The sequence below is a fragment of the Bifidobacterium samirii genome (assembly GCF_003952945.1).
In the GTDB taxonomy this organism is placed as follows: domain Bacteria; phylum Actinomycetota; class Actinomycetes; order Actinomycetales; family Bifidobacteriaceae; genus Bifidobacterium; species Bifidobacterium samirii.
This window is the reverse complement of record NZ_QXGK01000001.1, coordinates 222,586-235,101: the sequence shown is the minus strand read 5'-3', so window position 1 is coordinate 235,101 and position 12,516 is coordinate 222,586. Positions and strand designations below refer to the sequence as shown.

At 68.3% G+C, this 12,516-nt stretch carries 9 protein-coding genes; 4 read left to right on the top strand and 5 right to left on the bottom strand.

The annotated features are described in order from the left end of the window. Positions 1-56: 56 nt before the first annotated feature. The 5 genes from D2E24_RS00925 to D2E24_RS00905 all read right to left on the bottom strand — a co-directional run bounded on the left by D2E24_RS00925 (position 57) and on the right by D2E24_RS00905 (position 6,916). The gene (locus D2E24_RS00925) at positions 57-1,205 is read right to left on the bottom strand and encodes a ribonuclease H family protein (protein WP_125967436.1); all 1,149 of its coding nucleotides are present in this window, start codon (positions 1,203-1,205) and stop codon (positions 57-59) included. A gap of 177 nt (positions 1,206-1,382) precedes the next feature. Then, a complete protein-coding gene (locus tag D2E24_RS00920; protein ID WP_125967435.1) occupies positions 1,383-2,618 on the bottom strand; it encodes an L-lactate MFS transporter in 1,236 nt (411 codons plus the stop codon). Positions 2,619-2,645: 27 nt separating this feature from the next. Next, on the bottom strand, positions 2,646-3,422 hold the full coding sequence (locus tag D2E24_RS00915) for an SDR family NAD(P)-dependent oxidoreductase (RefSeq protein WP_206430897.1): 777 nt from the start codon (positions 3,420-3,422) through the stop codon (positions 2,646-2,648). Positions 3,423-3,682: 260 nt separating this feature from the next. Next, positions 3,683-5,359, bottom strand: a complete 1,677-nt coding sequence (gene pgm / locus D2E24_RS00910; RefSeq protein ID WP_125967434.1) for a phosphoglucomutase (alpha-D-glucose-1,6-bisphosphate-dependent) — start codon at positions 5,357-5,359, stop codon at positions 3,683-3,685. Positions 5,360-5,512: 153 nt separating this feature from the next. Continuing rightward, entirely contained in the window at positions 5,513-6,916 is a 1,404-nt protein-coding gene (locus D2E24_RS00905; RefSeq protein WP_338142198.1) for a sugar porter family MFS transporter, read from the bottom strand. Between the two features lie 443 nt (positions 6,917-7,359). Between D2E24_RS00905 and D2E24_RS00900 the strand changes: the two genes are divergently transcribed. From D2E24_RS00900 to ptsP, 4 genes are all read left to right on the top strand, one after another. Beyond that, the gene (locus D2E24_RS00900) at positions 7,360-9,477 is read left to right on the top strand and encodes a glucose PTS transporter subunit IIA (RefSeq protein ID WP_125967432.1); all 2,118 of its coding nucleotides are present in this window, start codon (positions 7,360-7,362) and stop codon (positions 9,475-9,477) included. Between the two features lie 24 nt (positions 9,478-9,501). After that, a complete protein-coding gene (locus D2E24_RS00895) occupies positions 9,502-10,344 on the top strand; it encodes a PRD domain-containing protein (RefSeq protein WP_125967431.1) in 843 nt (280 codons plus the stop codon). 78 nt (positions 10,345-10,422) lie between these two features. After that, positions 10,423-10,689, top strand: a complete 267-nt coding sequence (locus D2E24_RS10420; RefSeq protein WP_125967430.1) for an HPr family phosphocarrier protein — start codon at positions 10,423-10,425, stop codon at positions 10,687-10,689. A 12-nt stretch (positions 10,690-10,701) separates the two neighbouring features. After that, positions 10,702-12,375, top strand: coding sequence for a phosphoenolpyruvate--protein phosphotransferase (gene ptsP / locus D2E24_RS00885; protein WP_125967429.1), 1,674 nt, complete (start codon positions 10,702-10,704; stop codon positions 12,373-12,375). Positions 12,376-12,516 lie beyond the last annotated feature (141 nt).

Below are 12,516 nucleotides of genomic sequence, written 5' to 3'. Positions count from 1 at the left end.
AGCGCCAAGCCCGTTCCTATACTATCCGATGCGTTGCGCGCGGCGGTTCTGCGGGCCTACATGAGCAGCGCCGCGTCGGCGAGCGTCAGCGTGCCGTCGCCGTCCACGTATCCGGCGACCTCGATGAACCCGCGTACCATGCGCGGCCGTCCGTCGAACGTCGGGCTCGACGACGGCGGCGGCGACACGCGCACCCGACCCGACACGGTCAGCCCGCTCGCCCGCATCGCCGGCGCGGTCTGCTGCACGACCGTCGCGGTCGGTGCGGTCGGCACGGTCGGCGCCGGCTGCGAGACCGTCGATTCCGCCGCCGGGGCCGTGGCCTCCGTCGGCTTCGCGTCGGCATCCGCATCGGCTGCTTCGGCGGCATGGTGCGCGGCATTGTCCGCGGCATCATCCGCGGTATCGGGCGTCGGTCCGTCCGCCGGCACGTCGTCGATGACGCCGGTCGCCTCGTCGACGATCACGTCGTCGATGTCCCCGATGCCGTCATCGTCGCGCGCGACGCCGTCCGTCCGCGCGTCGTCATCCCGCCGATCGTCGCCGGCGGGACGCTCCGCGCCGATGACGACGGCGTCGTCGAACGACTCGCCGCCGCGGCCGAGATGATAGTCGGCGGCGCTGATGCGGCCGTCGAGCAGCATGCGCGCGTCCTCGGGCACGTCGGTGCCCTTCGAGTATTCGGAGGCGAGCAGCGACTCCCAGCCCTCCTTCGGCAGGTAGCCGTCGCGCGCGCCGGACCGGCAGTCCTCGGCGTACGTGCGCGCCAGCTCGTCGACCTTCTCGTTGCCGGCGTTGCCCGCGTGCCCCTTGACCCACACGAATCTGACCGACCCGCGCCGCCGTCTGATCTCGACGTCGATGGCTTCGATGACGGCCCGGTTCTTGACCGGCTTCTTCTGCGAGTTCTTCCAGCCGTTGCGCTTCCAGCCGGCCACCCACTTGGTCGAGCAGTTGATCGCGTACTGGGAGTCCGTTTCGATGACCAGCGGCTCGTCGCCCGGATGCGCGCGCAGCGCCTCCAATACCGCGCACAGTTCACCGATCTGATTGGTGCCGTTGGTCGCGCCGCCCGCGTCGCAGTCGCCGCCGTGCAGATGCCCGGACGTGCCGCCCGCGTGCGGCGTGTGGTCGGCCCACGCCCAGCCCATCGGGCCGTTGGGATTGCCCAGCGCCGACCCGTCCGTAGAAACCGTGATAGTCATGCGCCCCAGCCTAACCGCAGGGGCGGGCCGGTCGGCGCATCCCCGCCATCCGCCCGTCGACATTCGCCCGCCGGCGCTCGTCGGATACGACGAAGGCCGCCGGATCGGAGGATCCGACGGCCTTCCGGGGAGACAAGGCGGACGAGAACGCCCCGCATCCGGGACTCGACCGGCGCGCTACGCCTGGGCGGCGTCGCGCTCCTGCATCGAGGCGACGAGCTTGCGCGCGGCGAACACCAGGGCGATGGCGGCGACGGCGAGGATCGCCGAGCCGACGTAGCCGGCCACGTACGAGCCGGTCTGGTCGTAGAAGCCGGCGCTGATCTTCGGGCCGACGAACGCACCGATGCCGTAGCCGATGAAGATCAGACCGTAGTTGCGGTTGTAGAAGCGCGAACCGAACACGTTCTTGACGATCGGGGCGAACACGACCAGCAGGCCGCCGAACGAGAAGCCCACCAGGCAGATGCAGGCGATGAAGTACGGCAGCGAGTTCGCGACGGTGAGCATCATCATCGACAGGCCGTTGAGGAACAGCACGAGGATGAGCGAGTTCCAGCCCTTGAGCCGGTCGTAGATGAAGCCGAAACCGATGCGGCCGCACATGTTGGCGAGCGTCATGATGCTCACGCACATGGCCGCGGTCATCGCGGACTGGCCGATCTGGCGCTGGGCGATCGGCGACGTGGCGCTGACCATCATCGTGCCGGCTGCGTTGGCGAAGATGAACATGACGAGCATCACCCAGAAGACGGGGGTCTTGACCATCTGCGGGATGTTGTAGTTCCTCGTGTTGAGCGTCTTGGCCTGCTCGGCGCTCGGCTTCCAGCCCTCCGGCAGCCAGCCTTCGGGGCAGGGGACGATCATCCATGCGACCGCGCCCACGCCGATCAGGAAGATGACGGCGAGGATCTTGCACGCGGACTGCGCGCCGTACGTGTCGATCAGCCACTGGGCGACCGGCGACATGATGAACGGGCCGCACGAGGCGCCGGCCTGCACCAGGCCGGAGATCGAGCCGGCCTTGTCGGGGAACCACTTGAGGGCGGTCGGCAGGCAGGCCGGGTAGATGGTGCCGGCGCCGGCGCCCGCGAGCACGCCGTAGAACAGGTACAGCTGCGGGATGGACGAGGCGAAGCCGGTCAGGAACCAGCCGGCGGCGAAGAACGCGAGGCCGATGTAGATCGCCACGCGCGGCTGCAGCTTCTCGGCCAGCAGGCCGCCGATGAAGCCGACGGCGCAGTACACGAACATGTAGATCGTGTACGCCATGCTGAAGTCGGAGTCGCTCCAGCCGAACTGGCCGGTCAGCGGCAGCGCGAACAGGCTGAAGAACGCCGTCGCGGAGGTGAACAGGCTCTGGATCCACACGCCGGCGAAGACGCGCCAGCGGGTCGCTTTCGTGATACGCATCGAGGTCTCTCCTTGCTTCCGACGTTCCTACTGCTGCAGCGTGCCCAGATCGAGGCCGAGGTCGCGGCCGCTGAACTTGCCGGCGGAACGGCTGGTGCCCAGCCAGTAGACCATGTCGGAGATGTCCTCGACGTCGAGGAACGGCATCGAATCGTACATCTCCTGCCACGTCTCGTAGTGGCTGCCGGTCAGGTCGTTGATGAACTCGACGTAGCTGGCGGTCTCGCACATCGGCGTCTTGACCTTGGTGGGGCAGACGGTGTTGACGACGATGCCGGTGCCCTTGAGCTCCTGGGCGAGCGTCTTGGTCAGGCCGCGCACGCCCCACTTGGCCATGCAGTAGGTGGCCAGCTGCGGCGTGCCGTACATGCCGGAGGTGGACGCGATGTTGATGATGCGGCCCGAACCCTGGCGGAGCATGTACTGCGCCGCGTACTTGTCGGTGCGCCAGGTGCCGATCAGGTCGATGTCGATGACCTTCTGCACCTGCTCGTCGGTCAGCTCCCACGTCCTGCCGAAGTTGATGACGCCGGCGTTGGCGACGACCACGTCGATGCGGCCGAACTCGTCCCACGCCTGCTCGAACAGCGCCTTCATGTCGGCGTCGGACGTGATGTCGCAGCGCACGGCGAGCGCCTTGGCGCCGGTGGCCTCGATGTCGGCCACGGTGGCGCGGAAGACGTCGCCGGCCGGATCCTGCATGTCGGCGAGCACGACGTCGAAGCCGTTCTCGGCGAACTTGAGCGCGTGGGCGCGGCCCTGGCCCATCGCGCCGCCGGTGATCAGTACGACCTTGCGTTCCACTGTCGGTATTCCTCCTCGAATCTTCGTTGCTGGTGCGTGCCGTGCGCTCCGCCTGCGTCGGCGGATCGGCACACCTGAGCATTCTAGGGACGCATGGCCGGGGGAGGGGAGCCGGTTCGATAACGATTCGGCATCTTTTTCGGCGCGCCCGGGATGGTCGGGATGGTCGGGCCGGGTGGGCCGGTTGGCCCCGGACACGGCGAAGGCCGCCGGATCGGTTGATCCGACGGCCTTCGCGATGGGTGCGACGGGGGAGTGTCCTACTCGCCGAGCGCCTTGTCGACGACGACGGTGGCCTCCTCGAGGACCTTGTCTAGCGCCTCGGGGCTCTCGAAGGACTCGGCGTACACCTTGTAGATGTTCTCGGTGCCGGACGGGCGGGCCGCGAACCAGTTGTTCTCGGTGGTGACCTTCAGGCCGCCGATCTTCGCGCCGTTGCCCGGGGCCTCGGTCAGCTTGGCGGTGATGTCCTCGCCGGCGAGCGTGGCGGCGGTCACGTCGTCGCCGCTCAGGGCCGCGAACTTGGCCTTCTGCTCGAGCGTGGTCGGGGTGTCGACGCGCTTGTACCAGCTTTCGCCGAAGCGTTCGACCTGCTCGACGTGCAGCTGGGCCGGGTTCTTGCCGGTCTTGGCGGTGATCTCGGCGGCCAGCAGGTCGGGGATCAGGCCGTCCTTGTCGGTGGTCCACACGTGGCCGTCGCGGCGCAGGAAGCTCATGCCGGAGCTCTCCTCGCCGCCGAAGGCGACCTCGCCCTTGAACAGCGGGTCGACGAACCACTTGAAGCCGACCGGCACCTCGACGAGCTTGGCGCCGATGGAGGCGGCCACGCGGTCGATCAGCGAGGAGGAGACGAGCGTCTTGCCGATGCCCGCGCCCGCCGGCCAGCCCGGACGGTTGCCGCCGAACAGGTATTCGACGCACACGGCGATGTAGTGGTTCGGGTTCATGACGCCCCAGTTCGGGCAGACGATGCCGTGGCGGTCGGCGTCCGGATCGGTGCCGCCGACCAGGTCGTACTTGTCCCAGGCGCCGGCGTTGAGCTCGTCGACGAGGCCCTTCATCGCGTAGGTGGAGGAGGGGTCCATGCGGATCTTGCCGTCGTGGTCGATGGTCATGAAGCGCCAGGTCGGGTCGACCTCGGGGCGCACGACGTCGATCGACAGGCCGAACTTCTCGTTCATGAGCGGCCAGTAGTTGACGGAGGCGCCGCCCAGCGGGTCGATGCCCAGACGTACGCCGGACGTGCGGATCGCGTCCATGTCGATCACGTCGGCCAGATCGGACACGTAGTGGTCGCGGAAGTCGAAGCCCTCGACGAGGTCGGACTTGATCGCCTCCTCGTACGGCACGCGCTTGATCGACTTGTAGTCGCCGAGCAGCTCGTTGGCGCGGTCGGCGATCGCGTTGGTCACGTCGGCCGGGGCCGGGCCGCCGGTGACCGGGTCGTACTTGAAGCCGCCGTCGGTGGGCGGGTTGTGCGACGGGGTGACGACGATGCCGTCGGCCAGACCTTCGCCGGTGAAGCGCTGAGTGCCGTCGGCGGCGCGGTTGTGGGTGAGGATCGCGTGGGAGACGACCGGGGTGGGCACGTAGTCGCCGCGCGAGTCGACGCGCACGTGCACGCCGTTGGCGACGAGCACCTCGATGGCGGTCTTCTCGGCCGGGCCGGACAGGGCGTGCGTGTCGCGGCCGATGTACAGCGGGCCGGTCACGCCGGCCTTCTTGCGGTATTCGGCGATCGCCTGGGTGATGGCGACGATGTGGGCCTCGTTGAACGAGGTCTTCAGGGACGATCCGCGGTGGCCGGACGTGCCGAAGGAGACGCGCTGGGCCGGGACGGACGGATCGGGGACGACGTCGTAGTACTTGCCAATGACCTCGTCGACATTGATCAGATCTTCAGGGGTGGCGGGCATGCCCGCATTGTTAGCTACCATAGTCCTCTATTCTGCCACGCTTTCGACGTTCCGACGGGTAATGTCTCGTTATGCCGCCGCCGGGGATGCGACGGGGCCGCCCCGGACGACGTGTCCGGAACGGCCCCGTGACGGAGTCGGCGGCCGGCGGCGGCCGACGGCGACGCGCGCAGGTCAGCGGCGGGTCATCTCCGCCTCGATCTGCTCGAGCGACTTGCCCTTGGTCTCGGGCACGAATCGGATCACGAACGGGATGGACAGCGCGGCGAACACGCCGAAGATCGCGAACGGGCCGCCCACGTTGTTGCCGAACGCGTCGAGCAGCACGAGGAAGAACTGGGAGACGATGAAGTTGCCCAGCCAGTTGGCGGCCGAACCGAACGACGAGCCGATGCCGCGCACGCTCAGCGGGAAGATCTCGCCGATCAGCACCCACGCGATCGGGCCCCACGAGACGGCGAAGCCGAGGATGTAGACGGCGATGAGGACCATCGTGGGCACGGCGAGCGCGGCCACGTCGCCGACGAAGTTCATGACGGCCAGGATCGCCAGCGAGAGCGTCATGACGACGGAGCCGACCAGCAGCAGCTGCTTGCGGCCGAAGCGGTCCATGATCAGCGTGGCGACGATGGTGCTGACGAAGTTGACGACGCCGATGCCGACCGACACCCAGATCGCGTCGCCTTCGGGGAAGCCGAAGCCCTTGATGAACACCTGCGGCAGGAAGTAGATGACCGAGTTGATGCCGACGAGCTGCTGGAAGAGCATGATGCCGACGGCGGCGACGAGCGCCGGGCGGGCGATGCGGAACAGCTCGCGCACGCCGCCCTTGGTGTCCTGCGCGGCGACGGCGACGATCTCGTCGAGCTCGACCTGCACCTGCGCCTGGTCGACGTCCTTGCGGATGAGGGTCAGCACCTTGAACGCGTTGCGAACGTCGCCCTTGTTGACGAGGTAGCGCGGCGATTCGGGCAGCAGGATGCCGCCGATGAGCAGCAGCGCGGCGGGCACGAGGGCCGAGCCGAGCATCCAGCGCCAGTCGGCGAAGCCGAGCAGGTCGTGGTGGAGGAAGCCGAGGTTGGACGCGTAGGCGAGCAGGATGCCGAACGTGACCATGAGCTGGAACAGCGTGGACAGCGATCCTCGGCGCTCCTTGGGGGCCAGCTCGGCCAGGTAGGCGGGGGTGAGGGCGGACGCGGCGCCGACGGCCAGACCGAGCAGGATGCGCGCGAACACCATCATCGCGAAGCCGGTCGCTCCGGCGCACAGGCTGGAGCCGAGCAGGAAGAGGATCGCGGAGACGATGAGCAGCTTCTTGCGGCCGAAGCGGTCGGAGAGCGCGCCGATCGACAGCGCGCCGACGCACGAGCCGATGAGCACGGACGAGGTGATGAAGCCGGTCTGCGACACGCTCAGGCCGAAGTCGGCCTCGATGAGCGGGGACGCGCCGGAGATGATGCCGGTGTCGAAGCCGAAGAGCATGCCGCCGAGCGCGCCGAACGTGAAGATGAACGCGCTGTTGAGCGGGAAGCGGGTGGAGAAGCCGTGGGATTCGGCGGGTTGCAGCGACGTGGTCATGGGTTCCTTCCTTCCTTCCATCCTCATCGATAGGGGCGAAACGGGGCCGAAAATAAGAAAAGACCCGGAGCCGCGGTCCTCCCGCTGCTCCAGGTCTTGCCTCGTGTCGAGTAACAATCCTGTTGACGACGTTTTCGGGTAACAGCATACGACCGGATCCGACGCCGACACGCCGGTGCGGGACCGCGGCGCAGGGCGGTCGGGACACGGCCGGCCGGGGTGGACATGCGCGGCCTCATGTCCGAAACGTGGGACACGCCGGGGTTTGCGAAGGTTCTCAGACGGGCCATATACTGCTTACCACTTCTTCACTTTTGCAGGGTTGCAAGTCCTAGCGACGCAAGACCTGAGGCATTGCCATGCCTCGGGTCTTTTTTTGTTGCCCGGACGCCCCTGCGAAGGCCCGGAGGGAAGACATCCGACAAGTCAAGGAAGGGAGCAAGATGGCCGAGTCCACTGCATCGCAGATCATCGAAGCCATCGGCGGTGCCGGCAACGTCACCAGCCTGACCCACTGCGCGACCCGTCTGCGTTTCGAGCTGGTCGACGCGGGCAAGGTCGATCAGGAGCGTCTCGAGCACATGGACGGCGTGCTCGGCGCGGTCCCGCAGTCCGGCGACCGTTTCCAGGTCGTCATCGGTGGCGGCGTTGCCACCGTCTACGAGGAGATCATGCACCTGCCGGAGATGGCGAACGCCGGCTCCGGCGCGAAGGCGTCCGGCAACGGCGGCATGTCCAACGCGGACGTCAAGGCCGCGGCCCGCGCCAAGGCGCGCGGCAAGGTCGCGTGGCTCGACTCGTTCTTCGAGTACCTCGCCGACTCGTTCCGCCCGATCCTGGGCGTCCTGCTCGGCGCGTCCATCATCATCGCGCTGGTCAACCTGTTCATCTCGCTGGGCGTCATCGCCGGCGACGAGGACAACACGTCCCTGATGTTCATCAAGGCGATCTGGAAGGGCGTGTTCTACTTCCTGCCGATCATGGTCGCCTACAACGCGTCCAAGAAGCTCAAGGTCGACGCCTGGCTGGGCGGCTCGATCATGGCCATGCTCATGACCCCGCAATTCACCTCCCTGTCGAACCAGGAGACCTGGGGCGACGCCGTCAAGTGCGTCGAGAACACGACGCTGGGCACCACCGACTGCACCGCCACCGTGTTCGGCCTGCCGATGCAGCTGTCCGACTACTCCGGCAACGTGTTCGTCCCGCTCATGATGGCGGCCGTGCTCGCGCTCGTCTACCACGGCCTCAAGCGCATCATCCCCGAAAGCGTCCAGCTGGTGTTCGTCCCGTTCTTCGCGATGATCATCGTCGGCACGCTCACCGCGTTCCTCATCGGCCCGCTGGGCGTGTGGGTCGGCAACGGCCTGGGCGTCGTGCTCGCCTGGATGAACTCGCACGCGCCGTTCATCTTCGCGATCGCCATCCCGCTGCTCTACCCGTTCCTCGTGCCGCTGGGCCTGCACTGGCCGCTCAACGCCCTCATGCTGATGAACATCCAGTCGATGGGCTACGACTTCATCCAGGGCCCGATGGGCGTGTGGAACTTCGCCTGCTTCGGCACCACCGCCGGCGTGCTCTTCCTCTCCATCAAGGACAAGGACAAGGAGATGCGCCAGACCGCCATCGGCGCCCTCGCGGCCGGCCTGCTCGGCGGCGTGTCCGAGCCGAGCCTGTACGGCATCCACCTGCGCTACAAGATGATCTACAAGCGCATGCTCGTGGGCTGCGGCGTCGGCGGCGTCGTCATCGCCATCCTCGGCTGGCTCTTCCCGTCCGTCACCGCCGCCGGCGAGACCGTGCACGGCGTGACCACCACCGCGTTCGCGTTCACCTCCCTGCTGACCATCCCGGTCTTCGACCAGATGTGGGTGTACGGCGTGTCCATCGCCGTCGCGTTCGTCGTCGCCTTCCTGATGATCGTCACCTTCGACTACCGCACCCCGGAGCAGAAGGCCGAGGTCCTGGCCCGCGTGGCCCAGGAGCAGGAGGACCGCAAGCTCGAGGCCCAGGCCGCCGCCGCTCCGGCTCCGGCCGCCGCTCCGGCGCCCGCCCCGGCCGCTGCCGCCGAGGCCGCTCCGGCCGAGCCGGCCGCTCCGGTCGAGCCGACCCGCGAGGTCGTCTCCCCGGTCGCCGGCCATGTGATCGACCTGAGCGAGACCGGCGACGCGGTGTTCGCGTCCCGCGCCTTGGGCGAGGGCGTCGCCGTCGTGCCGACCGAATCCGTCGTGAAGGCCCCGGTCTCTGGTACGCTGAAGACGGTGGCCAAGACTGGCCACGCCTTCGGCATCAAGACCGACGATGGCGTCGAAGTGCTGGTTCACATCGGTATCGACACGGTGAAGATGGAGGGTGACGGCTTCGACGTGGCCGTGGCCAAGGGACAGCGCGTGAGCGCGGGGGACCCGCTGGCCACCGTCGATTTCGACAAGGTCACCGCCGCAGGCTACAGCACCGCCACCATCATCGCCGTCACCAATACCAAGAAGCTCGCGTCGGTCACGCCGCTCACCGGCAAGGACGTCGCAGCCGGAGACCCCGTGATCGCAGTCGAGCGCTGACGATTTCGGGGGGTACAGGGGCGTATGGAAATCCTGCGCGTATTCAACAACAACGTCGTCCTCGCGAAGGACGACGACGGCAGCGAGGTCATCCTCACCGGCCGCGGCCTGGGATTCCAGGCCCGGCCGGGACGCCCCGTCGACCCATCCAAGGTCGTGCGCAAGTTCGTCCCCGCCGACGGACGCGACCCGGACCATCTGGCCCAGATGCTCTCCGACATTCCCCCCGAAACCATCCGCGCGGTCGTCGACTCGATGCGCGACGCCGGCCTGAGCGACACGCAGATCGCCAGCACCACGCTGGTCATGGCGCTCGCCGACCATGTCGCCGGCGCGATCATGCGCGTCGAGAAGCACATCACCGTCACCTATCCGCTGCGCGGCGAGGTCAGCAACCTCTACCCGGACGAATACGCCCAGGGCGAGGCGCTGCTCGCCGCGCTCAACCGTCGCCTGCCGGTCACGCTGCCGGAAGGCGAGGAGACGTCGCTGGCGATGCACCTCGTCAACGCGGGGTTCTCCACCGGCGACCTGTCGTACACGTACACGATGACCGGCGTCATCCAGCAGATGATCGACATCATCGAGCAGAGCTACGGCGTCACGCTCGACCAGGAGTCGGTCAACGTCGGCCGCTTCATCACCCACCTGCGCTACCTGTTCGTGCGCATCCATCAGGGCAAACAGCTGAACGACGAGCCGCCGATGATCATCGAGGCGATCGCCGGCTCGCACCCCGAGGCGATGAAGTGCGCGCGCACGATCGCATCCGTGCTGGAGCTGCGCCTCGAAACCGACATCAGCGACGACGAGATCGCCTACCTGGCGATGCACGTCGCACGCGTGACCGGCTACGCGGCCCGATGACGGACCCTGCCCGCACGCGATAGCATACTTACCAAACCCACCGGCGGCCCCGGCCGCCACAACAGAAAGGAAACCACCATGATCACCCGTACCGCAGTCATCGGAGCCTCCGTCGGTCTTCATGCCCGTCCCGCCGCCCTGTTCGCGCAGGCTGTCGACGACAAGGAACTCGACGTCACCATCACCTTCAACGGCGAAGAGGCCGACGCCGCCAGCGCCCTCGAGATCATGACCCTTGGCGTCAAGCACGGCGACACCGTCACCCTCACCTGCGACGACGACTCCGCCGCCGAGGCCATGGACGAGCTCGCCGCGATGCTCGCCACCGATCTGGACGCCGAGTAAGAGAAGGCGGATATGGCAAGCGAACACCAGATCCTCCACGGCATCGGCGTGTGCGCCGGCACCGCCAGCGGCACGCTGGCCATGGTGCGTCAGGCCCCGGGCGTCGACGAGCACGAGCCGGCCTGCACCGACCCGGCCGCCGACCTCGAGCGCGTCAAGGAGGCCATGGCCGCCGTCGTGGCGTCCCTCAAGGCCCGCGCCGAGAAGGCCACGTCCGACAAGTCCCGCGCCGTGCTCGAGGCGACCGCCCAGCTGGCCGGCGACCGCGGCCTGGCCAAGGCCATCGGCAAGCGCCTCAAGGCCGGCGACGGCCTGACCCACGCGGTCCACAACGCCGTCGAAGGCTACGCCGAGATGCTCAAGAAGCTCGGCGGCTACATGGCCGAACGCGTCACCGACCTCAACGACGTGCGCGACCGCACCATCTGCGAGCTGCGCGGCCTGCCGGCCCCCGGCGTCCCGGACATCACCGAGCCCGTCGTGCTCGTCGCCCGCGACCTCGCCCCGGCCGAGACCGCCACGCTCAGCCCCGACACCGTGCTCGGCGTCATCACCGAAGAGGGCGGCCCGACCAGCCACACCGCGATCCTCGCGGCCCAGCTGGGCATCCCGGCCGTCGTCAAGGCCGCCGGCATCCTCGACGCCGTGACCGAAGGCGACCGCATCGCCCTCGACGGCGGCATGGGCGAGATCATCGTCACGCCGACCGACGAGGAATGCGAGCAGCTGGCCGAACGCTCCCGCCGCCGCGCCGCCGCCCTCGCCGACTCCCACGGCGAAGGCGCCACCCGCGACGGCCACAAGGTCAAGCTCCTCGCCAACATCGGCACCCTCGCCGACGCCGAGAACGCCTCGAAGTTCGATCTGGAAGGCTCCGGCCTGTTCCGCACCGAATTCCTGTTCCTCGGCCGCGAAAGCGCCCCGACCCTCGAAGAGCAGACCGAGACCTACACCAAGGTGCTCCAGGCGTTCGGCGACCGCCGCGTCGTCGTGCGCACCCTCGACGCCGGCGCCGACAAGCCGCTCGCCTTCGCCGACCTCGGCGAGGAGGAGAACCCGGCCCTCGGCGTGCGCGGCCTGCGCCTGAGCCAGCGCCGCGAGGACCTGCTCGACACGCAGCTCCAGGCGCTCGCCGCCGCCTACGAGGCCACCCACGGCGACCTGTGGGTCATGGCCCCGATGGTCGCCACCGTGGACGAGGCCGAATGGTTCGCCGCCAAGGTGCGCGCCCTGGGCCTGCCCAAGGTCGGCATTATGATCGAGGTGCCCGCCGCCGCGATCCGCTCCTCGCACCTGCTGTCCGTCGTGGACTTCGCGTCGCTGGGCACCAACGACCTGTCCCAGTACACGATGGCCGCCGACCGCCTCAAGGGCGACCTGGCGAACCTGCTCACCCCGTGGCAGCCCGCCGTGCTCGCGATGATCAAGGCCGCCTGCGACGGCGGCAAGACCACCGGCAAGTACGTGGGCGTGTGCGGCGAGGCCGGCGGCGACCCGCTGCTGGCGCTCGTCCTCACCGGCCTGGGCGTCGGCTCGCTGTCGATGGCCCCGAAGAAGGTCACCGCCGTGCGCGCCGCGCTGCGCCTGCACGACCTGGCGACCTGCGAGCGCATGGCCGAGGTCGCGCTCGAGGCGCGCGAGGCCGTCATCGCCCTCGCCGATCCGACGCTGCTCGATCTGCTGTGATCGAAGCTGTGGTTGCGGACGCCGGCTCCGGTCGGCGTCCGCAATCGGCCCCTTCCGACGGGACGGGCCATCATGACCGGGAATCCTGCCAATCCTTCGCCCGGTCATGACGGCCCCTCCTGCCGGAAGGGGCCTTTTTCG

Excerpts from the sequence above, each read along its gene's own strand:
- D2E24_RS00905 (WP_338142198.1), bottom strand. The coding sequence starts at position 6,916 with ATGACCACGTCGCTGCAACCCGCCGAATCCCACGGCTTCTCCACCCGC.
- D2E24_RS00920 (WP_125967435.1), bottom strand. The coding sequence starts at position 2,618 with ATGCGTATCACGAAAGCGACCCGCTGGCGCGTCTTCGCCGGCGTGTGG.
- ptsP (WP_125967429.1), top strand. The coding sequence starts at position 10,702 with ATGGCAAGCGAACACCAGATCCTCCACGGCATCGGCGTGTGCGCCGGC.
- D2E24_RS00900 (WP_125967432.1), top strand. The coding sequence starts at position 7,360 with ATGGCCGAGTCCACTGCATCGCAGATCATCGAAGCCATCGGCGGTGCC.
- D2E24_RS00925 (WP_125967436.1), bottom strand. The coding sequence starts at position 1,205 with ATGACTATCACGGTTTCTACGGACGGGTCGGCGCTGGGCAATCCCAAC.
- pgm (WP_125967434.1), bottom strand. The coding sequence starts at position 5,359 with ATGGTAGCTAACAATGCGGGCATGCCCGCCACCCCTGAAGATCTGATC.
- D2E24_RS00895 (WP_125967431.1), top strand. The coding sequence starts at position 9,502 with ATGGAAATCCTGCGCGTATTCAACAACAACGTCGTCCTCGCGAAGGAC.
- D2E24_RS10420 (WP_125967430.1), top strand. The coding sequence starts at position 10,423 with ATGATCACCCGTACCGCAGTCATCGGAGCCTCCGTCGGTCTTCATGCC.